Source organism: Flavobacterium araucananum, assembly GCF_002222055.1.
Lineage (GTDB): Bacteria > Bacteroidota > Bacteroidia > Flavobacteriales > Flavobacteriaceae > Flavobacterium > Flavobacterium araucananum.
In genome coordinates, this window is the sequence record NZ_MUGS01000014.1 from 195,609 (window position 1) to 219,209 (window position 23,601).

Genomic DNA, 23,601 nt, shown 5'->3' on the forward strand with positions numbered 1-23,601 from the left:
AGATTTAATGACCTTCAAAACTTATTTTTGCCGTATATAAATCTAAAAATTAAAATTAAAAGTACATTGAAAAAGTTATTAGAAGTATTAAGTAAAGCAGGTTTCGACGGTTTCCTGTTAATGATAGGCACCATGATTCTGCTGGCTTATTTTTTGCCGAAGCCAGGTATGGTCAAAGAACCTGTTTCGCTGGAGGACATTGCCAATGTAGGCGTGTCGTTTATTTTCTTGTTTTATGGCTTGCGACTGAGTGTTGAGAAACTAAAAGCCGGGCTTGCCAACTGGAAAATGCACATTGTAGTCCAGTTAACAACCTTTTTGTTTTTTCCGCTCATCGTTTTGGCGTTTCGTCCCTTGTTTATCAACGCCGGCTTCGAGTTGCTTTGGTTGGGTGTGTTTTTTCTGGCAGCTTTACCATCCACAGTTTCCTCTGCGGTAGTTATGGTTTCTATCGCCAAGGGCAACATTCCCGCAGCCATTTTCAATGCGAGCATTTCCAGTTTGATCGGAGTAATTGTTACGCCACTCTGGGTTGGGCTGTTCATAGCTTCTGCAACAGGCAATTTTGATATCACTGATATCGTTATAAAGTTGGTTCTTCAAGTCTTGTTGCCTGTCATCATTGGCATCAGCCTGAACTCCCGTTTTGGCGCCATTGCTGAAAAATATAAGAAACAGCTCAAATATTTCGATCAGGCAATCATCCTTACCATCATTTACACGTCGTTTTGTAAGTCATTCTCCCAGCATCTTTTCGAAAGCTTCACCGCAATTGAACTTGCCGGACTCGCCACAGGAATGATGGTCTTGTTTTTTACCGTATTCCTTTGTGTCGGACTACTCAGTCGCTTGCTTGGTTTTTCAGATGAAGATCGTATTACGGTCTTATTTTGCGGATCTAAAAAGTCATTGGTACACGGCACCGTGATGTCAAAAGTGCTTTTTCAGCACAGTACCATCACTGGCATCGTATTGTTGCCACTTATGCTTTATCATGCCTTGCAACTGATTGCTGCCAGCATCATCGCTCAGGGTATGGCTCGACGAAAAGAAGTTTGAAAGAGCAATCCGAGGCGGATTCTCCAGATTTATTTGTTAGTCCGTAGAGTCAATCTGCTAAACTCTACGGACAGAGGAAGTCAAAAAAAGAACCGATTTTCTAATTAATACATTGGTACTAAATAGAAAGTTCCTTGCGTATAATTTCTGCTCCTGCGCTTAAAGCACTTAACTTACCTCTAGCTACGCTTCGAGATAATGGAGCCATACCACAGTTTGTAGAAGGGTAAAGATTTTCGATATTTACAAACTCCAGCGCTTTACGAAGGGTAGCAGCTACTTCTTCGGGTGTTTCAATAGTGTTGGTTGCCACATCAATTGCACCGACCATTACTTTTTTACCGCGAACAAGTTCCATTAAATCAAAAGGCACATTTGAGTTATGACATTCTAATGACACAATATCAATTTTAGAATTTTGAATTTTCGGAAAAATTTCTTCGTATTGACGCCACTCTGAACCCAATGTCTTTTTCCAATCATTATTAGCTTTTATTCCATAACCGTAACAAATATGTATAGCAGTTTCGCACTTTAAACCTTCAATGGCTCTTTCTAATACTGCCATTCCCCAATCGTTTACTTCATTAAAAAACACATTAAATGCAGGTTCATCAAACTGGATAATATCTACTCCTGCGTCTTGAAGTTCTCTTGCTTCTTCGTTGAGCGCTTTTGCAAATTCCCACGCCAATTTTTCCCGGCTTTTGTAATGGTCATCGTATAAGGTATCTACCATTGTCATCGGACCAGGCAATGCCCATTTTATAGGCTTATTAGTCTGTTTACGTAAAAATTTGGCATCATCAACAAAAACTGATTTTTGACGTGCAACTTCACCTACAACAACCGGAACGCTCGCATCATAACGATCCCGAATTTTTACAATTTTACGATTTTCAAAATCTACACCGCTTAAATGCTCGATAAAAGTCGTTACAAAATGTTGACGGGTTTGCTCACCATCACTAATTATATCAACCCCTGCCAATTGCTGCTCCTGCAAAGAAATACGCAAAGCATCTTGTTTCCCTTCAAATAACTGGTCTCCTTCTAATTTCCAAGGCGACCAAAGCTTTTCAGGTGGTGCAAGCCAGGCAGGTTTTGGTAAACTTCCAACAATTGAGGTGGGTAATAATAATTTCTTCATAATAAAATAATTTTAATGTGTTGTTGTATTAATTAAAGAGCAAAATTGGCAGACCACTGTTCTAATACATTTTTGTAAGGCTTAATAAAATGCTCTTCTGCAAATTTACCTTGCTCAATTGCTAACTGACTGCGCTCTTCTCGGTTGTATACAATTTTTGTTAAAGAATAGTCTTGGTTTTTCAAACTAGGCTTATAGCAAACTGGTGCGACAGAATTCGCATTATAAATTTCGGGTCTATAAATCTTTTGAAACGTTTCCATTGTACTAATGGTGCTAATTAATTCAAGATTTGTATAATCCGTTAGTAAGTCGCCAAAGAAATAAAACGTCAAAGGGGCAACACTATTAAGCGGCATAAAACAACGAACCTGCAAGCCCATTCTTTTGAAATATTGCTCTGTTAAAGAAGAATCGTTGGTTTGATATTCAAAACCTAATATCGGGTGGTGGTTTTCTGTACGATGATACGTTTTACTATCTGATACACTCAAACATATAACGGGTGGTTTGATAAAGTTTTTTTTGTAAGTTTCTGAATTTACAAAATGCTTAAATATATTACCGTGTAATTCACCAAAATTATCAGGAATGCTAAAGTTATTTTTGTCCTTGTTAAGCTCTAAAAGCAATACGCTAAAATCATAATCGCGTATGTAAGAAGAAAAATTATTTCCAACAATGCCTTCAATGCGTTTACCTGTTTTGTGATCGATAATATGCGTTTTTAAAATCTCAATGGATGGGAATGTTTTACCGCTGCCATCAATATCTATATAAACAGAAACAATTTCTAATTCAACAGAATAGCGATCGTTATTAGGATTATCCCAGTTGGCCAACGCATTAAAACGATTGTTAATCATATTAATAGTGTTGCGTAAATTTTCCTGACGACTCGCTCCTCTTGCCAAATTAGCAAAGTTGGTTGTTGCACGTGTACTGTTGGATGGAATATAGCTTTCATTAAAATAAATACTCTTTAATGTGAATGCAAAATCATTCCTGATTGTATTCCGGGTGTTTTCAATATCTTTCTTTTCGTTCAATATTGTATCTTCTTGTATGTTCGCTTTCATTTGATGAGATTGTTTAGTTTTTTTACCTTGCAAATTTCAAAATAAAAGATGAATTATTTTAATTAATAATCAAAATCAGATAATCATTCTTTTTTAATGTGTTATTGAAGATAATTAATCTTTATACAAATGTAATAATGAGGAAAACAGATAATTTTTCTGTAGAGAACTTAAATATGATTGATTTGGAGTTGTATAGACTTCTATCAGATTTATAATTTCTAAGGAACAAAAAAATTGCGCAAAGTCAGCGTAGACTACACCCTTTCGATTTTACAAATAAAACAACAAGCTTCTGAATTTCTTGCGTGAAGATATTCAACATCACTTTTTGTTTCAAAGATGTCGGCAATTAGCAAATCGATATCATTGTCGCCAACTAATTTAGTAAAAATCATTTTTTGTTCTCTGCTATAACCAATTAGCGATAAAGGAAAATTTTCTTTATCTGCTTTTAATTCTTTAGGGAAATTGTAAATATCCGAATATTGCTCCACTTCGTTTTTGTGAATAAATATAGGTCCGGATTGATTAAAAGCATTGTTTTCTGAAAACGGACTATATGATAAAACCAAACGAATATCCTGACCGACATTAAATGGTTTCAACGAAATTCGACATGGTCCTTTTCCCGTTGCTAATTGCTCGTAAACCTGATTACCAAAATTATCAATATTTGTTTTCCGAATTTGGCTTACAAACTCTTTAGACAACGGAACAATTTTAAATTTTTTCATATTTTTTATATTTTAAATCAAAACAAATTTATATTCTGTTCCTCTTATTAAAAATCCGTTTCTTGCTCAATTTTGCCTGGATCCCCCAAAGGAAAATTCAAACCAAATTCATAAAGTCAATGAAGGACAGATACTAAATATAGTGCGCCAATCTCTTCAAATCTTCGATAAAATGTATAGGAATTTGTACCGTTGAGGTCAAAAACTGAAAAGCCCATTTCGTTAGAAATGGGCCTTTTTTAATATTCTTAAATTCTAAGCAGACTTTGTACTTTAATGATTAAATTAAGAAATCTATATTGACTTATAAATTATTTTTCCAAAACTTTATTTATTACATATCGAAATCTTAAATACAGTAAGGCAGATGATGTTAACAACCCCAGAGTCAAACCATACCAGATTCCCTTTACTCCTGCATCGAAATGAATTCCTAAAATATAGGCCGCAGGCAGACCAACAAGCCAATAGGCAATAAAGGTTATCAAAGTAGGAACGTTTACATCTCCCATTCCTCTTAGTGTTCCCAGTCCAACAACCTGTGTACCATCAAAGAGCTGGAATACCGCAGCAATTATCAATAAATGTGCTGCCAGCGCTACAACACTTGCGTCATTTGTTATTAAATAAGGTAAATATTGATTAAAGAGTGTAAAAATTACAGCGAAGAACATCATAAAAATGATAACTAAATGATAAGATGCATAAGCAAACTTCTGAAGTCTTTTATAGTTTCTATTTCCAAAACTATTTCCGACTTTAATAGTTGCCGCCGATGCAATTCCTCCTGCCATCATGTAAGTCATTGCTGCAAGGGTTATTGCTGTCTGATGAGCAGCCTGTTCCGTTGCACCTATATTACCAGCCATTAAAGCCGCAACTGCAAATACTCCAATTTCAAAAACATATTGCATCGCCACAGGCAATCCTATTTTTACCACTTTTATAATTTTTGAAAAATCAACAAACTTAACAGAGAAATGCTTTATATAAACCCTAAAATTCTCTGAACGAAGCACATACCACATCATGACCAGCATCATTAAAACCCGATCTATCAATGTTGCAATTCCTACCCCTTGAACTCCCATTGGCTCAATTCCAAACATTCCCTTTACCAGAATAACTGCAATAATTACGTTGAGTACATTTCCCCATATTGTTATAGACATTGCTTGTTTTGTAAAACCCAGCCCTTCTGCAAATTGTTTAAAGGTTTGAAACACCATTAAAGGCAGAATAGATAAACTTAAAATAAGTAAATAAGGTTTTGCCGTTTCTACCACCTGAGGATCCTGATCTGCATGCTGCATGGCAAACATAGAGCCATAATATACTATTACAAAAAGAAAAATAGCCGCTGCAACATTAAGCCATAAGCTGTTTGAAAGAAGCTCAGCGCATTCCTTAAAATTTGATTTCCCATTTTCTTGCGCAATTAAAGGTGTTAATCCATAGGCAACACCCAATCCAATGACTAAAACTACCATGAAAACAGAATGAACCAGTGAGACTGCTGCCAACGATATAGTTCCTGCATAATGCCCTATGATAACGGTATCAAGAGTCTGCACCAGGGTATGGCCTAATTGTGAAATTACAACAGGTCCTGCAAGTGTTATTGTACTTTGGTAATATATCTTATTGGATTTGTATTTTTTTAACATATTAAAAATTTAACTGCCTTAAAGCAGATTAATGTATTGAAATTATTATAGCTTAAACTTTCCTTTAAAGCATAACAACTCAGTATTGTAAGTATCTCTATCCAAACACCTCTTACTCAGTATATCGCCATGCAATATATTGAGAAGCACTTTAACACCACATTCTGTTTTATGAAATTTAACTGTTTCCATTTTTTTTAATTAGTCAACCTATTGAAATCCGTTTCTATTGCTTTTAGCATTTGTTATACTGTTATAATTAAAGCAAATTTACAACTTCATTTACAAATTACTTCAAACCAAAAAAAATGAGCAGTAATAAATTACGGCTCTGAGCTAAAGCTATTCAGATTGACAGTCATATTATAAATAAAAAAGAAGCCCTGTGTGTGTCAGCATCAACAGGGCTCCAAACTATCAAAATTTAAAAGAAACTTCTTTTGGTGGACACTTTTTAACTAATACAGTCCCTTTATAAATTGATAATCCTTTTCTAGTGGGTTTTCTTTGTTATTCACTTCTTTTGACTTAACAAGCTGCAGTGTAACCGATTTTATTTTTATCAGAAAAACAATTGCAAGAAGTACAAAAATTAAAATCATAATCGAAAAAACTTGTATCATATTATTTTTTTTTAAAAGTTAAAAATGCTGTTAATTATTACTGTCTTCCGCAGCAGATGATACTTTCTGAACAGTTTCAACTCTGCTGTTTTGAGTTTCTTTAATTTCTTTTTCAGATTGATTCTTCCTGTATATTGCAGCCAAAAGGCACAAAAAAACAATTACTGGAAATAGATAGTATACTCGTATCATGTAAATCGTTTTATATTTATTTAATTGTCAGGATATATTCCGCAAGCTGATCTAACTGCTTTTGATCCAGCTGAGATTCAAAACTTGGCATTTGTGGATAATCAGGACGTTTTTTACCCGGATTTTTTATCCATTTCTGCAAATCGGTCGCATTACCTTTATAAATTTTTGCCATTTCTAAAACTGGCGGTCCCACTAGTTTTTCATCCACTTTATGGCAGGAAGCGCAATACTGGCCAAATACCTTCTGTCCTTTCTCTGCTTCTGTCATATCTGCTGAAGCTGCTCCGGCTTCTTCTGCTTTCATTTTGGCTACAGCCTTCTTTTTCAAAATTTGAAATTCGTCTGTTTTAATTTTTACCAACTCCTGATGTTTTTTCAGGGCATTAGCTCTGTATATCTGCCTACCCGATCCCATGCACAAAACCGTTATTCCAAGCAGCATGGCTATTTTATAAAAATCTTTTTCAATGTTTTCCTTTTCCCCGGTCAGTCTTTTCCATATCAACCACATGGCGGGAACAGCAAAAGCAACTCCAGAGAAAATAATCAGAATCAGGTTCCACCCCATGCCTTTGGAAGGAAGTGTCAGCAATACCAGCGGACCAATTATAAACTGGCAAATGGAGGCTGTCAGCGCAAGCGAATAGCCTTTCTTTTGAATATCATATCGGGTAAACTTTTGATATACAGCTTCAAATGGGTAACTCTTGCGGCTGTTGTACCAAAATAGAAACAATCCTGTTACAGCCAGTGAGGACAAAATAAAATGCAGATACCTTGGCAAAACATTTGGTAGAAACAATGCATCAACAAAGCCTTTGACTACTCCCCATTTTTCAGGAAAAAGCATTAAATTAATATTAGTCAAAAATATAAAGGGAATAAACAAGAAGATAACGGTTGCCAAAGCCAAAATCGAAATATGAACCGCTTTGTGATTCTCCAGTGTCTCCCAAGTATATTTGTGTAGATAAGTAAGTAGAAACGCCACTGTTACCAGCGGTATAACCGCAATCCACATCAAGCCTGTAAGTGCGTTTGCCGAGTAAAAATAGATGGTATACAATACATTAATACTCAAAAGCGGTGCAATACCCAGTACGACGGCTATACTTTTGTTGACCGTTATTGTTTTGGCTATTTCATGGGCAAGTATGTCGTATTCCTTATTTTTAAGACCTTTAATCTGAGCAATCAAAGCTAGAATTGAACCTCCAAGCATCAGGTTAACAAAAAGGATATGAAGCAGGAATGACAGTACCAGAACAACTACAAAAAACCATTCAGGCATAGGCAGCGGCAAGGGAATATCTTTTGGAACCGGAACGTTGTTTGACAACGCAATATATAAATTGATCATTTTGAAACTTTTGTTATTTTTTATTTGCTAAAACTGCCTGTGCATCTTGTAGTGCACTTACCTCTACACCTTCTGACTGTGCTCCTTCGAGAACATCTCCTGTTTCCTGAATATTACGGATGTAGGCAGCCAAGGCTTCACTTTCTTCTTGAGTACCTGGAAAAGGAGGCATATAGGTTCTTCCGTTATGCATATTGGGTATATAGGATGCCATGGAATTAATATCCAACGGTTTTCCAACTCCATACATGCGCTCAAAAACATCAACCACACTATTGACTCCCTGAGTTGTATGACAGCGGCTGCAGGCAATTGCAAAAACATTTCTGCCAGCTTCAATTTTATTTTCAGGAGTTATTTCGGTAACTGTGGTGTAAGTAGCATTTTTAAGAAGTCCGTATTGCTGGTAAACAGGATAATCTTCTTCTAATAATAAGTTAGAATACATATAACCTCCAATTACATAAGGTTTTCGGACAAATTCACGCACTCTTTCAAAAAATCCAAGATATCCAAAAGCCATAACTACGGGAAACAATACCATATAACTTTTAATCCATCTGGCTTTAAATAATCCTAAAACTGCCATTATGAGAGAAGAGGAAATTCCAAATAATATGAAGTATTTCATTAAATCGTAATACTTATTGAAATCCATCGTTCCTACAGCCGTACTCATATTGGCGGTCATGGCCTCGGGAATAGCACGATAGTAAATTACTGCTCCCAGAAGCGAAATTGGAGCCCAGAGAATAATCCATTTTGAAACATATTTAACCGCTTTAAACCTTATTTCTGTCCCTTTTTTAAAGAACAGAGTAACGAGCATCATTCCAAAACTTCCCGCCACAAGCATAGCAGTTGGCGTTCTGAACAATAGCTGAGGCAGATAAATTGGGTTGGTAAAACCATTAAGCAGGCTCTTATGTGTATTCCAGTTTCCGGGATCCATCATAAAGCTCAAAATAGAAACAATAATTGCCATAGTAATCCAGGAAAACAAACTTAAGAACCATCCAAAACGAATGTGCAATAATTTAGCTCTTAGAGATGTATTGCTGCTCTTCCATGTCAAAAAATAAATCATAATCAAAATTACCTCGGTAACAAATACCAGCCATTCAACAAACCATGCCCAGTAAAAAACCCGGATTAAACTTCCTATAGATGTGGGACTGACAAGCGCAACCGAGAACCAGATTCCAACTCCGGTCATAGCACCTAATGTTGTGGTGATGATAAACGCAACTTTCATCATATTATAGATTCTGTTGTCCCAGTCTAAATTGGTAATTTGTTCCCTGCCGCTGTTCTTAACGCCTTTTTGTTCCAGCCAGGTTATAAGAGGCATAAAACCAACAGCTAAACCGTGATTAATCATCACGTGAATAATGGCAATGATGGCGATAAGCATCCTATTGTTGAGCCAGTCTAAATGAAAAATTGGAAAGTCCATAAATTATTTTCTGTTTTTATTCTGCAAATTTCGGTCAGTAATCCAGAAATTGCTAAAAACAAAAAAGCAGGAAGTTTCAAAAAACGGTACTTTAAGATTTGTTAATTTTACTTTTTATACTGCATTTTATTCCTTTCAATTTAGTTTTTCAATCTTCCAGATTTGCTAAATACATCATTAGTTTGAAATTGTCAGAGTACAACTCATTTTAAACCAATACATATCAACAATAACAAAGTAAAATTTAAATTTAGAGGCTCTTCAGGCAGGGAAATAACCTCTTTTCCTGTTATATATAAGTATTAAAAAATATTAAACAGGCATGCCGAACACCGTTTTACAAACTGCCATAATATTGCATACTAATTTAAACTTAGACCTGACGAAAACGAATAAATAAAACCAGAGTAAATAGTCCATATAAATTAAGAAGGCTGAAAAAATTTGATTTTTCAGCCTTCTTTTTTGTGCAATTCTCAGGGGAAATTACTTCTTGTTTTTAGCCAGATATTCATCTGGTTTTTTCATAAAGTCATCTTTACAGAGCGACGAACAAAACCCGTATAATTTCCCTTTATAAGTAACAGTATCACTAACGCCATACTTGCTGACATCCATCTTACAGCTAAAGTCTATGTTGCTGGCATAGGTTAATTTATTGAGCGGGTTTTTAGGATCTTTATACGTTGTTTCTGATTCCATCGTATGAGGATGATCATGAGGATGTAATTTTTCTTCTTTTTTATTACAGCTTAACACCGCTGTAATGGTAACAATTAGAAGGATTTTTTTCATAATATTATTTTTGACGATTATATGTTTTATTTTTATTGATTCGATAATCTGCGGAACTGTTCGGGTGTTTTACTAGTCTGTCTTTTAAAAAAAGTAACAAAGTAGGACGCATTTTCAAAACCCAGCTGATCTGCAATTTCATTTATAGAATAATTGGTAAAATGAATCAGCCGCTGTGCTTCTATCACGATACGTTTTCGTATCAGGTCACCTGCTGTATAATTGGTTACTTCCTTGCATATCTTGTTCAGATAATTTGGCGTTACATGGAGCAGATCTGCATAGGCGGCAGGCATTTTTTTCAATTTGAAATCTTTGTCAATGAGTTTTTCAAATTCTTTTACCTTTTGCTGTTTAGGCGAATTGTTTACAACAAATCCCGAGGGATCATACAGCCGTTCCAAATCAAAAAGCAGAATATTGAGATAAGATCGGAGTACTTTTACCGATTCTTTTCTATGGAGACTGAACTCTTTGAAAAATATTTCAAGCAGATATTCCCATTTGTTTGCTTCCTCTTCACTAAGCCTGACAAATAACTTTGAAGTATCGTGCAGAAATGAAAACTGGTCTAAAATATTATTGTTGTAACGCAGCGAAAAAAAATCTTCCGTGAAACATATTATTTTTCCTTTGGCTTTTCTGTTAATGTCTATAAAGCTTATACAACGTGGTTTTATAGCGATGACTTTTGCGCTATCAAGACGGATTTTTTGATTGTCAATACTAATTTCTCCTTCTGCGTCATCTATAAAGAGAAGCATAAAGAAATTTTGCCTGTGAGGGTATTCCAATAAAGGAAACCTTTGCAGCAGATTAGCCATGTTATCCATCCAGAAATGACTCTCATCACCTGTGAATAAACTCAGGCCGCGCTCGGGTATTTCTGATATTTGCATTTTTTTGATTTTATGATTAATACTAAAACGAGAGTATTAACCGCATCTGGGAGGATGATAAATCGAAAAAACATAATTAGATTTTTGACCGCACGCCTGCAGTAACGGATATTTCTTTTTGATTACAAAATGTATCCGTGTGAATAAAAATTCAAGAGGACTTTCAAAAAAAAGCTGAACTTCTTTGTAAGTTATTGTTGGCAATTTCTGTTCCTGCTTATCATTAGCTTTTAATTTAGTATCGAGATAACATTTTCCATTACAAACCGGAATGGAATCAAACCTGTTGATGCAGACATTTTTGGCAATATAATCCCTATTGATATAAAAATCACCTATAATCCAGATACTGCCGGTATTTTGAAACACTAGCAGCATGAGAATAAATAAAGTGATACTTTTTTTCATTAGTAAATTATTATTTGGCTTCACTTTCTTCTAAAAGAGTTTTTACATCGGCAATTAGTCTTGTTGTTTCCATTGGATTTGTCCCATCATAGACCCCGCGAACATGCCTGTTTTTATCAATAAGCAGAAATCCGCCACTGTGCACAAAACCTCCCGGCTCATTTTTATCCGGATATGCCGTTGCAAAGTAGCTTTCGGTTGCAATTTTATAGATGCTGTCTCTGTTTCCAGTCACAAAATGCCAGTTCTTTTTTATATCATTATCGACCGTATAAGCTTTAAGGCGCGGTATTGTATCATGATCAGGATCAATGGTATGAGAAAGAAATAATACCTTATCATTCGTTTTGTAAACATCGTAGACTTTTTTAAGTTGTGTGTTCATTTTCGGGCAGATTGAAGGGCAGGAAAGAAAAATAAAATCGGCTATGTAAATCTTGCCATCAAAAGTCTTGTTGTTGATCTGCAGACTATCCTGATTAATAAACGAAAAGTCTTTTATACGCGGGTACTGCGTTTCATTTCCTTTTACTATCGGATTTCCTAATATTGGAAGTTTCTCCTGTGCTTTCTCACATGATATTACCAGTAGAGAATGCAAAAGAATCAAAGCTATTTTTTTCATATTTTTAGTATTTAATCCAGCAGATTATGTTGTAAACTGCTGACTTTTTTTGCAGGTATAATTTCAATGAAGATTGATCAATAAAATTCTGTTGGTATTCAAATAAGGATATTGCCAAGCCAGTAACAAACAGCGTTAAATAAAACTGTTGCTATAGATTGATGAAGGACATGACTTTGCAAAAGGCAATGACAAATTTTTCTTAATGAATTTGAAAAGAATTTTAGGTGTATAAAATAGTGGCGGGCGGGCGAAAAGTAGTAGAGGAAATTTTAATTGGTTTGCTGCTTAAAAAAGCAAAAACATTTTTGTGATATCCTACAGGAGATACAAAAGTAAAGTTTACTTGAGAGTTGCAGATATAGACAATCTCTAATTTTTCTTTAAGACTGTCCTGCATTTGTTTTTCGTTATCAGAATATTTTTTAAGGCTCTTCTGAAGTTCACATCGACCATTACAAGAGTTAAAAATCTGTTTGCGCTGTACACAAATTGTTCTGGCAATTTCCTGCTGATTCAGTTTGAATGAAGCATATACAAAAATACTACCCAAGGAAGGCAAAAAAATAATACCGCAAAGTAGTATGATAATATACTTTTTCAAGAATGTCAATTTGTTTATAAATGCAAAAATACACTAATTTTGTTTTTATTGGGGAGAAACTTCTTGTTTCCTTAAAACAAAAAATATTGATCAATACTATACAATTCATTGCATTTTTTATAAAAAGTCAAACTTTAAAAATAGACGTAAAAATGTATCACGTCTTCCTACTTTTGTATAAGCAGTAACAGGAACTCCTACGCTAACTTTGCCTCATTATTAATCATATAAAGAAATAAAAATGAGCAAAACAATTTTAATCACAGGAGCATCATCAGGTTTTGGATTGATGTTGGCAAACGATCTTCACAAGAAAGGATTTAATGTAATTGGAACCAGTCGTGAACCTGAAAAATATAAAGTACCTTTTAAATTGCTGCGTCTGGATATAGATGACGATAATTCAATTGTTGCCTTTAAAGAAAAACTGTCTTCCGAAACAAAACAGCTCGATGTACTGGTAAACAATGCAGGTTTTATGATTACTGGTATTGCAGAAGAAACTCCTATAGATGTCGCCAGAAAACAATTTGAGACCAACTTTTGGGGAACTGTTAAGGTTACCAATGCATTATTGCCGTATTTTAGAAAACAAAAATTTGGACAAATTATAACCGTAAGCTCTATTGTTGGTTTGATTGGACCTCCAAATTTATCTTACTATTCTGCTTCAAAACACGCAATTGAAGGATATTTCAAATCGCTTCGCTTCGAACTAAATCCCTTTAATATTAAAGTTAGTGTTGTTGAACCTGTTTGGTTTAAAACCAATCTTGGGCACAATGCCATTTCTTCAACAGGAAATATTCCAGATTACAATATTTACAGAAAAAAAGTCAATGCTGCTACTCAAAAAGGTTTAGACGAAGCAGAATCCCCAGACGCAGTGGCAAAAATTATCACCAAACTAATTGGAACAAAAGAACCAAAATTTAGCAATCCGGTTGGCAAAATGTCTGGTATGATAGTGTTTCTTCAGCATTTTGCTCCAAAAATGTTTGAAAGTTCAATCTTAAAAAGCATCAAATAATAAAAGCAATCTGAGTAGTTCATGAATTGGTTTGGAAACCACAAAATTGTTAAGTAAAAAAGAAAAAAATGAAGACTAAAATTATAACAAATGCCGCACTTAAAATTAATCCGGAATTCATCGAGGAAGTGCTTCTGCTTGCAATTGAAACAAAAGCTCCTATTTTACTCGAAGAAGGATGTGAGAATTTTGTGCTGATGCGAAAAACCGATGAGCCCAATACCATAGTAATTTTTGCCATTTATACATCAAAAGAATTGTATGACTGGCATCTGGAACAGGATTATGTGAAACGCTTTTTTAGTTTTCTAAATGGGAAACTGATTGCACCACCAGAATTGACCTATCTTGAAGAAATTTAAATTGCTTACGACACATAAACTTTTTAAATGTAAATTTATAATGCCTAAAATTGTTAAGCATGAAAAATTATAAAACGATAAGCAAGCTTTATACCTCAAACGGATTTCCGCCTCCAGAAAATCCCCTGCTGGGGCTGGTAACTTTTGAAGAGTTGAAAGGATGCACATTTGCTGAAACAGAATTCACAATGGATTTTTATAAAATAGCTTTAAAAAAAGTAAAATCAGGTACTATTTTATACGGAAAGACAAAGTATGATCATGACAATGGCTCTATGGCTTTTGTAAAACCTGGTCAGAAAATTACAATGAGTGACATTGAACTTACCGAAAAAGGCTTTATGATTTATATCGATGAAGATTTTTTAGTAAATACAAACCTATATTCCGAAATTAAAAAATATGGCTTTTTTGATTATGAAGTTAATGAAGCTTTGCATTTATCGCCTAAAGAAGAAGAAACTATCTGGGATTTATTCTATAAAATAAAATTGGAATATTACAACAATCAAGACGACTTCAGCAAAGATATCATGCTCACTCATATCGATTCAATTCTAAAATATTCACAGCGTTACTACAAACGACAGTTTTTAAACAGAACCTCGCTATCAGGAACAATTATTACCAAATTTACTGAGATTCTTAAATTATATTTTGAAAGCGGAAAGCTTCAAAAAGAAGGATTGCCGACCGTAAAATATATGGCATCAAAATTATCTTTATCTGCAAGATATTTAAGTGATTTATTAAAACAGGAAACAGGCAAAACAGCTTTAGAGCATATTCATATTTCTTTGGTTACTGAGGCCAAAAATCTATTGGTGAGCACAGACAATACTGTAGCAGAAACAGCTTATCAATTAAGGTTTGAGAACCCACCCTATTTTTCAAGATTATTCAAAAAAGAAGTCGGATTAACTCCAACAGAATATCGGGAACAATTTTTGAACTAGCTCAATGTAATACAACAACAAATTCAATAACTAATATGAATGCAAAAATTGACACAATAATTCTATATGTAAAAGAGATTCAAATTCTTAAAAAATTCTATGTCGAAAACTTCAATTTGAAAGTTGTTGAAGAAGATGAGATCTGGATTTTACTCAACGCAGGGAATATAAATATTGGGTTTCATAAAATTGGCAAAAAATACATGGAACAAATTGACGCCAATCACAGATTTGACAATAATACTAAAATCGTTTTTGAGATTGACGACGACTTAGAAGTGATTCGAAAAGAGTTTATTGAAAAAAATATTCCTATGCGAGAACTAAAAACTTTTGAAGATTATAACTTTTGGCTTTGTGACGGAAATGACCCGGAAGGAAATGTATTTCAACTTAAGAAAAGGAAAAACTAAAAAACATAAATTTAATAAAATGGAGATAGTTTTTGATTTTGAATAATTAATCCTTAAAGAATTCATTTCATTACAAATAGAAAATATGAAATAAAAAGCGATGAAATCTAATAACTAATTATAGCTAGTTCCAGAGCATAATTTAAACCCGTTTTAAAAACACCAAAAAACAGACATTGTATCATTTATGTTTTTTAGGTATTTGTTTTTCTCCCTTTTCTTTTCCAAAGAATAAATCCCGTAATAGAAAGTATTGCAGGACTAAATCCGGCAATTACATACAAAATTTTAATCCAAAAACTGTCATAATCACCCCTGTGAAGCTGTTTCATTATCCAGTAAAACCGGTCAGAAAATGGTTTCTCTTCAATCCTTATTGTTTTTATCCAATTTCCATTATCACTGTCATAATAAACGTCGCTACCTTTACCAAATTACAGTGGGTTTTCAGTATCAGAAAACTCACCGCTTACTATAATGTCAGTTTTTTTATCAGCAGCTATTTTTACGGCAATTGGATTGAAATTCGGAATTCCCCGGGCATGCTTTAAAACGTGATCAATATTTGCCTTTGCCTGATAATTTTGTTCTTTCTTCGGAATTAGTTCCCATTCAGCAGGCAAAAAAAGGCTTTTATTCATCCAGAAACCGGTAAAAAAAAGAATGAAATTAAACGCCAGAGTCCACACACCAATAATCCTGTGCAGTGAAGAAGAAAGGGTTCTGGCAGATTTACGGTTTAACTTCTCTCTAAAAACAAGTACAGCAAATATTTTTTTACGATAAATGATCAAACCCGTAATTAAGTTTAAGAGTAAAGCAATCGCGGCAATGGCTGTTATAAGTCTGCCTGGTTTATCAATTAAAAGTGAATAATGTGCCAGATAAAGCCAGCGGAAAAAAGGGGATTGAAAAGAGCCAAAACTGCCTTCTCTTACAATTTTTCCCGTATAAGGGTCTACCATACAGCAATAGAGATAATTATCGCTCACCTTATCCTGATAATTAAAAATCATAAACTCATAGGTGTCACAATTATTTCTCGGAAAAGTATGCAGCATAATCTGCCGCGCGTCAGGATACCTCTCAGCGACTTTATGATACATCTCGTTTAATGAAATGGTTTTACTGCCCTTAACACAGTAATGCATTGGCGGATTATTGAAATATTCTATCTCTTTTTTAAAAACAAGCAAAGCGCCCGAAATTCCAAAAAACAGATACAGCACCCCAAAAAACAATCCGAAGTAACTGTGCAGTTTAAATGAGGTTTTTGTAATTTTTTTCACTGGAAGTTCTGAATTACAGTATTACAATTTTAATTTTAGAGCTAAAACCACCTGACGAAGAGTTCCGGGAGTAATCATACCACGACCGCCATACCAATAGTGCTCATTGAGTAAATTATTGGCAGAAAGCGAAAATACATAACGTGTTTTCTCTAAACTTATAACCGAGTTGATTACCGTATAAGGGTTGGTGTAAAAAGAACCATTTATGTTATTAATCATCAAATCTTTACCATAATGACTACCGCCTATACCTAACGAAAAACCATTTAAAGCTTTTGACTGTGGAGCATAATTAACGTACCAGGTTCCGGAAAGTTTAGGACCGGCATCTACAGGTCTCAAACCTTGAGTAAGCACATCCGAAACAATAAGTTTACTGTCATTATAAGCAAAACCTGCATGCAAAAACAGTCCTTTGATTGGATTGGATTCTAAATCTGCTTCAAAACCTTTACTGCGCTGCTCGCCGTTCTGCAAATAGGAAGCCACATCATTTGGGTCCTGTCTGACCACATTGGTTATATCAATATTATAATAACTCAAAACGGCATCCAACAGGTTCTTTTTCAAGGAAACTTTAACTCCGGATTCCCATTGATTTCCATAAACGGGCTGGAAATTGGTCATCTGCCCGTTTACTGATTGCGGTGCCTGCGGCTGAAAACCATTCATATAATTAGCAAACAATGCTATTCTTTCCGGAATAATCTGATAATTGATTCCCAATTTTGGAGAAACAGCCGTTTGTGTATAATCCCCCAAAGTTGTTGCTGTTAATAAATCGGCTGTACCTTTGTTATTGATATAATTGATTCGGGCACTAAGCATTACACTCAAATTCTCCAACGGGTTAATAACATCTGAAAAATATAGGGAATAATGATCCTGAATTGCCTCATAATTCTCCCCATACGGTTTTGAAGCCAATTGACCAGAAATATATTCATTATTAAAATAAGCATTTTCAGGATCTGGAGCAGTAGCCGAAACTTTAGTAAAATTCATCGATTTACTGGCAATACCGTAGAGATAATGATAATATTCAACCCCTGCAATTAGTCGGTTTTTCATACTGCCTATTTTGAAATTCCCTACAAAGTCCTGTTGGATTTGCTGGCTGGTAATCGTTTCGGGATACATTCTGTACACTCTTCGTGTCACATTTTTACTGTCATCATCTAATCTGAGCCGGATGTAATCGCCCGGAGTTTTATTATTAACTGAAATTAAATTGGTTTCCGACTTCCAATTTTCTGAAAGCCTGTAAATAATTTTTCCGTAAATATTTACCGCCTTATTATGGAGCGTAACCGAGTTGTCATTGAAAGAACGGTAATAATCTAAATGGAGTTCATCAGCCGATTTAGCAGTCCCTAAAGCCACTTGATACAGCGGATTGTTCGTAGCGGTTTTATTTAAAATTTCGGCATCAAGCTGAATTTTTAAGTCATCGCTAAGGTTGTAAGAAATACTGGGAGCTAAAAAAAATGTTTTTGAAAAACCCTGGTCCTGAAAAGAACCTTTGTAGGTATAAGCGCCGGTTAATCGGGCAAGAACCTTACCGTCTTTGTCAAGAGGTCTGTTGATATCAAGGGTGGCCCGCTGCAGATCGTAAGATCCGCCTGTTACACTAATGTCGGCAAAAGTGGTATGCTGAGGCTTAACGGTAACACGATTAATCAGTCCGCCAAAAGTAATCATAGTAGAACCGCCTCCTCCAAAAATTACGGCACTTGGTCCTTTGATCACTTCTAACTGCGCGATGTTGACCGGATCCATATCTGAGGCCACATAACCGTTTACACCATTTCTGAAGCTGGAACGGGTACGAAATCCCCGAATGGAATAATAAGGTGAAATTCCCGCCCAACTAGGAGCAACACCAGTGGCATTTTGCAGCATTTGATCCTGGGTGTAAAAATTTCTGTTTTTAATAAGTTGGGGGGAAACCGAAGCGGTCACCTGAGGATTTTCTAAGTTCTTGAGTGACAATTTCGAAGCTAATTCACTCGAAACATCTTTGGACTTTCTGACTCCTTCAATAATTACCTCGTCCATTATGGTATACTTGTTGGCTGTGCTGTCCTTTTTTTGTGCATAGATTTGTAGTGAAGTAGCTAAAGCTACCACAAAAAATATCCCTTTTTTCATTTTGTAATTTTATATAATTGTAATTTTATTAAAGTGCAAGCACTCTTTCATTGTTACACAACAATGAAAATGATTTCAATACGAATTGAAATTGAAATTAGAATTTATATAAAAAGAGAAGGGGGACGAAAAGTCTGGGTTGAAACAGAAACAGGTTTATTGTCGAATCTAGCCGGAAAGTCTGCTTTAATTCCGATAGGTGCAATTAATTTGAAAGTGTTATTTGAAGTATGTAAAATGTAAACCAACTCTGTTTTTTCTTTCAGGTTGTTCTGCATTTTCTTTTCGTTGTCATCGTATTTTTTTAGACTTTTTTGAAGTTCACAACGTCCGTTACAGGTATTAAAAACCATTTTTCGCTGTACGCAGATGGTCTGAGCAATCTCCTTTTGATTCATCTTAAAAAAACCATATACAAACAGGCTGCCAAAGGATGGCAACATGATCAGCAAGGAAAGTAATATGATGAAAAACCTTTTCAAATGATTTGTCTGCTTTTTTAATTGCAGCAAAAATACATCGTTTTTGGTTTTATTTAAATAAATCAGACCGTTTTATCTAAAAAAACCATTAGTATTTGATTACCAGATGTTTATTATATTCCTGCCAAGGCTGGTGCTATAGCTGTCTGGAGTAGCCTCCAATATGTTTTCTTTAAATTAAAATTCAATCTACTAATTAACTTTAATAATAAGCTGGTTTAAATCTTGCAAATTGTTTAACTTTTATTGAATAAGGTTAAACAAAATAAATTTAATTAAGTACTTTAGCACTACAATTATTCCTTTCTAATTGTCTTAACAAATTATTTATATGAATGTAAAACATAGTAACTTCTCTGTGCTTGAACTGGATCGCATCATTGAAATGGCGTGGGAAGACAGAACCACTTTTGATGCCATAAAATTTCAATTTAATTTATCAGAAGCTGATGTAAAAACTTTAATGAAAAAAGAACTGAAATTTGGCAGTTATAAATTATGGCGCAAACGTGTTGAGAATTGCAAAACGAAGCATGCAGCAAAACGCCCTGCGGAAATCGATCGTTTTAAATGCAGCAGACAAAGAGCCATTTCAAATAATAAAATCTCTAAACGATGAGAAAAATAGTTGCAGCTAATGAAAAAAGATAAACCGGATAATATCGTATTTTCTGAGGAGTATGGTTATAATGCGCGCCTCTTGCCGTATGCCACGAGTGTTGGTGCGCCGGTAATAAAAGCAGATGATTTGGCAGGCTGGAAAACCATGGGCATCCATAACCGGTTTAGCCAGTTATCATAAAACGATACAACTCGACCGATTATCGTATGCAAAACCTGATAAGGAAATTACATCATTACTAAAAATTGAATAAAAAAGAGATAAATATTATTTGGTTCAAACGTGATCTGCGTTTTACAGATCATGAACCTCTTTTTATGGCGCAACAAGAAAATATTCCGCTGCTTTTGGTTTATTTTTTTGAGCCTTCTGTAATGGCGTACGATGATGCTGATGTTCGTCATTGGAGGTTTGTTTATGAATCTCTGCAAGAAATGCAGAGTAAACTAAAGCCGCTTGGAGCACAGCTTTATTATTTTCATCATGAAGTTCAGTCTGTTTTTGAGCAGTTATACAGTATTTATGACATTAAAACCGTTTTTTCGCATCAGGAAATTGGCACTAAAATCACATTTGACCGCGATATTGCGATGCAGTCTTTTTTTGAAAATCACAATATATCGTGGAAACAATCGCAGTTGCATGGCGTAATCCGGAAACTGCGATCCAGACAAAACTGGGACGAACGCTGGGAGAAAGTAATGCGCGCAACTCCTAAAATAATTGATTTGAATACGATTACTTTTGAAAGTTTAAATGCTGATTTTTATCAAAATTTAAAAGGAAAAACACTTTCTAAAGCTCTTACTGAACGCAATGAAAACTTTCAGCAAGGCGGCGAATATTGGGCGTGGCGCTATTTGAAAAGTTTTGCCGAAGAACGACATTTAAATTATAGCAAACATATTTCTAAACCCAGTCTAAGCCGAAAAAGCTGCAGCAGACTTTCTCCTTATCTGGCTTACGGAAACATCAGCATGCGCATGGTGTATCATTATACCAATCAGTTTTATGAAGGATCATCCAATAAAAAAGCGATGCTTAATTTTGTTTCAAGACTGCACTGGCATTGTCATTTTATGCAGAAATTTGAAAGCGACTGCCGAATTGAGTTTGAAAACATAGATCACAGTTTTGATGCACTCGTAAAACCTAAAAACGAAATCTATATAAAAGCATGGCAGGAAGGAAAAACCGGCGTTCCTATTGTTGATGCCTGCATGAGGTGTTTAGCCGTAACGGGTTTTATCAATTTTAGAATGCGCGCTCTGGTGGTTTCTTTTTTTGTTTTTAATCTCTGGCAGGACTGGCGCGAACTTCATTTTTTAGCACGGCAGTTTCTCGATTATGAACCCGGAATTCATTATCCACAGTTACAAATGCAGGCGGGCGTGACTGGCACCGGAACTATTAGAATTTATAATCCTATTAAAAACTCTGAAGAACATGACAGCGAAGGAATTTTTATTAAAAAATGGATTCCTGAATTAGCTAATATTCCGCCGCATTTACTTCATGAGCCGTGGAAATTAGGTTTGATTGATCAGCAATTGTACCAGTGTGAGATTGGAAAGGATTATCCGTTTCCGATAGTAGATATTGAAGAGACTAGAAAAAAGGCCAGCGTCGCTATTTGGAGTATCCGAAAAAAAGAAGAAATTAAAGTCCAGTAATTGATATAGCAGTAATTCTAATGCGAAAAGTAAAAAAAGAAAATCTGCCCACTAAAATTTGTCCGGTTTGTAATCGTCCTTTTTCATGGAGGAAGAAATGGGAAAAAGTGTGGGATGAAGTTAAATATTGCAGTGACAAATGCAGAATGAATAAATAATATGGGGCATAAAACTTTAAGGCTGATTCTTGGTGACCAGTTGAACTGTAATCATTCCTGGTTTGAAAAAACAGACGATTCGGTCACGTATATCATGATGGAAATTCGAACAGAAACCGATTATGCCACACATCATATTCAAAAAATAGCAGGTTTTTTTGCCGCAATGCGCGAGTTTTCTAAAGATTTAAAAGGTAAAAACCATAATTGTATTTATCTAAAATTAAACGACAACCATAATCTGCAGTCTCTGGAAGCTAATTTGTCTGCTATTATTTCAAAAGAGCATTATACAACTTTTGAGCATCAATTGCCGGATGAATATCGGGTCGATTTGCTATTGAAAAACTTTTGTTCCCAGCTTTCTATTCCTTTTAACGTTTATGATACTGAGCATTTTTTTAGTACGCGGGATGAGTTGGGCAAATTCTTTGAAGGAAAAAAAACATTCCTCATGGAAAATTTTTACCGCGCCATGCGAAAAAAACATCACGTGCTTATGGCGGGAGATACTCCAACTACAGGCCAATGGAATTATGACGAAGAAAACCGAAAAAAACTGCCTAAAAATCATAAACCTACTCCACCTTTAGTTTTTAATAATAATGTGTATGAAATCGAACAGGAGATTTTAAAAACCGATATTAAAACTATGGAAACCATTGACAGTGCTCATTTTATCTGGCCTGTAAATCGCAAACAATCTCTGGAAATGCTTGATTTTTTTGTTACCGAATGTCTGCCTTTATTTGGTTCTTATCAGGATGCTATGGCTCCTGACGAATGGTCGCTGTATCACTCGAGATTGTCTTTTTCGTTAAACACAAAAATAATTTCTCCTGCCGAAGTTATTCAGGCAGCAATTGAAGCGTGGCAAAAGGAGCCGGAAATTATAGCCTACAATCAATTGGAAGGTTTTGTACGCCAGATTATTGGCTGGCGGGAGTATATGCGTGGTATTTACTGGCTCAAAATGCCTGAATTTGCGGCATTGAACTTTTTTAACCATCGTGAAAAACTACCAGACTGGTATTGGACAGGGAAAACAAAAATGAACTGCTTAAAAAACGCCATAACACAATCTTTAACTTTTGCTTACGCACATCATATTCAGCGTCTTATGATTACCGGAAATTTTGCGCTTCTTGCCGGTACTGATCCTGACGAGGTTGATGCGTGGTATCTGGGCATTTATATCGATGCGCTGGATTGGGTCGAAATTACCAACACACGAGGCATGAGCCAGTTTGCAGACGGTGGAATTGTGGGCACAAAACCGTATGTAAGTTCGGCCACTTATATTGACAAAATGAGTCATTATTGTGGTACCTGTTTTTATAATAAAGCAAAAAAAACAGGCGATAAAGCCTGCCCTTTTAATAGTTTATATTGGAATTTTTACGACAAACATGAAGATAAACTGGCTAAAAATCCAAGAATTGGTATGATGTATAAAGTATGGCATAAAATGAAACCCGAAGATAAAACAGCCTTATTAAAACAAGCCGATTATTATCTGAAAAATATAAATAGCTTATGAAAACAGCAATAGTTTGGTTTAAAACAGATTTACGAATAACGGATAATGAAACTGATGCTAACATGGTCGAAATTAAATTAACAGGTTTTATGAGCAACCGCGGACGCCAGAATGTAGCAAGTTATTTATGTACCGATCTGGCACTGGACTGGCGTTATAGTGCAGCAGCTCATAGATTATGATTTGTGCAGCATATCCCAACATTATAATGCAATAAATTCTCTCATAATCATTAAAACACTTAAAAAAAGGTATATATTTAGGC

At 35.1% G+C, this 23,601-nt stretch carries 27 protein-coding genes; 11 read left to right on the forward strand and 16 right to left on the reverse strand.

Annotated features, from left to right (window positions below):
• Positions 1–66: 66 nt before the first annotated feature.
• Complete coding sequence (locus B0A64_RS09550; protein ID WP_089479276.1) at positions 67–1,059, forward strand: bile acid:sodium symporter family protein; 993 nt, start codon at positions 67–69, stop codon at positions 1,057–1,059.
• 118 nt (positions 1,060–1,177) lie between these two features.
• Here B0A64_RS09550 and B0A64_RS09555 read toward each other — a convergent pair whose 3' ends face one another.
• The 12 genes from B0A64_RS09555 to B0A64_RS09605 all read right to left on the reverse strand — a co-directional run bounded on the left by B0A64_RS09555 (position 1,178) and on the right by B0A64_RS09605 (position 12,657).
• A complete protein-coding gene (locus B0A64_RS09555) occupies positions 1,178–2,209 on the reverse strand; it encodes a methionine synthase (protein ID WP_089479277.1) in 1,032 nt (343 codons plus the stop codon).
• Positions 2,210–2,241: 32 nt separating this feature from the next.
• A complete protein-coding gene (locus B0A64_RS09560; RefSeq protein ID WP_208863529.1) occupies positions 2,242–3,288 on the reverse strand; it encodes a DUF1852 domain-containing protein in 1,047 nt (348 codons plus the stop codon).
• Between the two features lie 257 nt (positions 3,289–3,545).
• Entirely contained in the window at positions 3,546–4,025 is a 480-nt protein-coding gene (locus tag B0A64_RS09565) for a DUF1203 domain-containing protein (protein ID WP_089479278.1), read from the reverse strand.
• 311 nt (positions 4,026–4,336) lie between these two features.
• Positions 4,337–5,692 carry an MATE family efflux transporter gene (locus tag B0A64_RS09570; protein WP_089479279.1) on the reverse strand — a complete coding sequence of 452 codons (1,356 nt, stop codon included), beginning with the start codon at positions 5,690–5,692 and terminating at the stop codon, positions 4,337–4,339.
• A gap of 653 nt (positions 5,693–6,345) precedes the next feature.
• Positions 6,346–6,507 carry a hypothetical protein gene (locus tag B0A64_RS25135; protein WP_165769789.1) on the reverse strand — a complete coding sequence of 54 codons (162 nt, stop codon included), beginning with the start codon at positions 6,505–6,507 and terminating at the stop codon, positions 6,346–6,348.
• A gap of 16 nt (positions 6,508–6,523) precedes the next feature.
• On the reverse strand, positions 6,524–7,870 hold the full coding sequence (locus B0A64_RS09575; protein ID WP_089479280.1) for a c-type cytochrome: 1,347 nt from the start codon (positions 7,868–7,870) through the stop codon (positions 6,524–6,526).
• A gap of 13 nt (positions 7,871–7,883) precedes the next feature.
• Positions 7,884–9,326, reverse strand: coding sequence for a c-type cytochrome (locus tag B0A64_RS09580; protein WP_089479281.1), 1,443 nt, complete (start codon positions 9,324–9,326; stop codon positions 7,884–7,886).
• 486 nt (positions 9,327–9,812) lie between these two features.
• A complete protein-coding gene (locus B0A64_RS09585; RefSeq protein ID WP_089479282.1) occupies positions 9,813–10,121 on the reverse strand; it encodes a YHS domain-containing protein in 309 nt (102 codons plus the stop codon).
• A gap of 32 nt (positions 10,122–10,153) precedes the next feature.
• Positions 10,154–11,020, reverse strand: coding sequence for a helix-turn-helix domain-containing protein (locus tag B0A64_RS09590; protein ID WP_089479283.1), 867 nt, complete (start codon positions 11,018–11,020; stop codon positions 10,154–10,156).
• Between the two features lie 36 nt (positions 11,021–11,056).
• Positions 11,057–11,428, reverse strand: coding sequence for a hypothetical protein (locus B0A64_RS09595; protein ID WP_089479284.1), 372 nt, complete (start codon positions 11,426–11,428; stop codon positions 11,057–11,059).
• A 10-nt stretch (positions 11,429–11,438) separates the two neighbouring features.
• Positions 11,439–12,053, reverse strand: a complete 615-nt coding sequence (locus B0A64_RS09600; protein WP_089479285.1) for an SCO family protein — start codon at positions 12,051–12,053, stop codon at positions 11,439–11,441.
• Positions 12,054–12,276: 223 nt separating this feature from the next.
• Complete coding sequence (locus tag B0A64_RS09605; protein ID WP_244285384.1) at positions 12,277–12,657, reverse strand: hypothetical protein; 381 nt, start codon at positions 12,655–12,657, stop codon at positions 12,277–12,279.
• Positions 12,658–12,898: 241 nt separating this feature from the next.
• Here B0A64_RS09605 and B0A64_RS09610 point away from each other — a divergent pair, with 241 nt between their 5' ends.
• From B0A64_RS09610 to B0A64_RS09625, 4 genes are all read left to right on the forward strand, one after another.
• The gene (locus tag B0A64_RS09610) at positions 12,899–13,687 is read left to right on the forward strand and encodes an SDR family oxidoreductase (protein ID WP_089479286.1); all 789 of its coding nucleotides are present in this window, start codon (positions 12,899–12,901) and stop codon (positions 13,685–13,687) included.
• Positions 13,688–13,755: 68 nt separating this feature from the next.
• A complete protein-coding gene (locus B0A64_RS09615) occupies positions 13,756–14,049 on the forward strand; it encodes a putative quinol monooxygenase (RefSeq protein WP_089479287.1) in 294 nt (97 codons plus the stop codon).
• Between the two features lie 59 nt (positions 14,050–14,108).
• Positions 14,109–15,005: a helix-turn-helix domain-containing protein gene (locus B0A64_RS09620; RefSeq protein WP_089479288.1), complete on the forward strand. Its 897-nt coding sequence runs from the start codon at positions 14,109–14,111 to the stop codon at positions 15,003–15,005.
• Between the two features lie 35 nt (positions 15,006–15,040).
• Entirely contained in the window at positions 15,041–15,418 is a 378-nt protein-coding gene (locus tag B0A64_RS09625; protein ID WP_089479289.1) for a VOC family protein, read from the forward strand.
• A gap of 194 nt (positions 15,419–15,612) precedes the next feature.
• Here the strand turns inward: B0A64_RS09625 and B0A64_RS25750 are convergent, their stop codons facing one another.
• The 4 genes from B0A64_RS25750 to B0A64_RS09645 all read right to left on the reverse strand — a co-directional run bounded on the left by B0A64_RS25750 (position 15,613) and on the right by B0A64_RS09645 (position 19,259).
• A complete protein-coding gene (locus B0A64_RS25750; RefSeq protein WP_394338368.1) occupies positions 15,613–15,804 on the reverse strand; it encodes a PepSY domain-containing protein in 192 nt (63 codons plus the stop codon).
• 48 nt (positions 15,805–15,852) lie between these two features.
• Entirely contained in the window at positions 15,853–16,707 is an 855-nt protein-coding gene (locus B0A64_RS09635) for a PepSY-associated TM helix domain-containing protein (RefSeq protein ID WP_089479291.1), read from the reverse strand.
• A gap of 21 nt (positions 16,708–16,728) precedes the next feature.
• Positions 16,729–18,861 (reverse strand): TonB-dependent siderophore receptor, encoded by a 2,133-nt coding sequence (locus B0A64_RS09640; RefSeq protein WP_089479292.1) that lies wholly within the window; start codon positions 18,859–18,861, stop codon positions 16,729–16,731.
• Positions 18,862–18,965: 104 nt separating this feature from the next.
• Positions 18,966–19,259 carry a hypothetical protein gene (locus B0A64_RS09645; protein ID WP_244285385.1) on the reverse strand — a complete coding sequence of 98 codons (294 nt, stop codon included), beginning with the start codon at positions 19,257–19,259 and terminating at the stop codon, positions 18,966–18,968.
• 415 nt (positions 19,260–19,674) lie between these two features.
• Between B0A64_RS09645 and B0A64_RS09650 the strand changes: the two genes are divergently transcribed.
• The 6 genes from B0A64_RS09650 (at position 19,675) to B0A64_RS25140 (ending at position 23,518) form a co-directional block, all read left to right on the forward strand.
• The gene (locus B0A64_RS09650) at positions 19,675–19,962 is read left to right on the forward strand and encodes a TIGR03643 family protein (RefSeq protein WP_089479293.1); all 288 of its coding nucleotides are present in this window, start codon (positions 19,675–19,677) and stop codon (positions 19,960–19,962) included.
• An 18-nt stretch (positions 19,963–19,980) separates the two neighbouring features.
• Positions 19,981–20,145 (forward strand): hypothetical protein, encoded by a 165-nt coding sequence (locus tag B0A64_RS09655; protein WP_244285386.1) that lies wholly within the window; start codon positions 19,981–19,983, stop codon positions 20,143–20,145.
• Positions 20,146–20,210: 65 nt separating this feature from the next.
• Positions 20,211–21,638 carry a cryptochrome/deoxyribodipyrimidine photo-lyase family protein gene (locus B0A64_RS09660; RefSeq protein ID WP_089479294.1) on the forward strand — a complete coding sequence of 476 codons (1,428 nt, stop codon included), beginning with the start codon at positions 20,211–20,213 and terminating at the stop codon, positions 21,636–21,638.
• Between the two features lie 20 nt (positions 21,639–21,658).
• Positions 21,659–21,796 (forward strand): DUF2256 domain-containing protein, encoded by a 138-nt coding sequence (locus B0A64_RS09665; RefSeq protein WP_089479295.1) that lies wholly within the window; start codon positions 21,659–21,661, stop codon positions 21,794–21,796.
• 1 nt (position 21,797) lies between these two features.
• Complete coding sequence (locus B0A64_RS09670; RefSeq protein ID WP_089479296.1) at positions 21,798–23,336, forward strand: cryptochrome/photolyase family protein; 1,539 nt, start codon at positions 21,798–21,800, stop codon at positions 23,334–23,336.
• Complete coding sequence (locus B0A64_RS25140; RefSeq protein WP_208863530.1) at positions 23,333–23,518, forward strand: FAD-binding domain-containing protein; 186 nt, start codon at positions 23,333–23,335, stop codon at positions 23,516–23,518. Before B0A64_RS09670 ends, B0A64_RS25140 begins: the two co-directional genes overlap by 4 nt.
• Positions 23,519–23,601 lie beyond the last annotated feature (83 nt).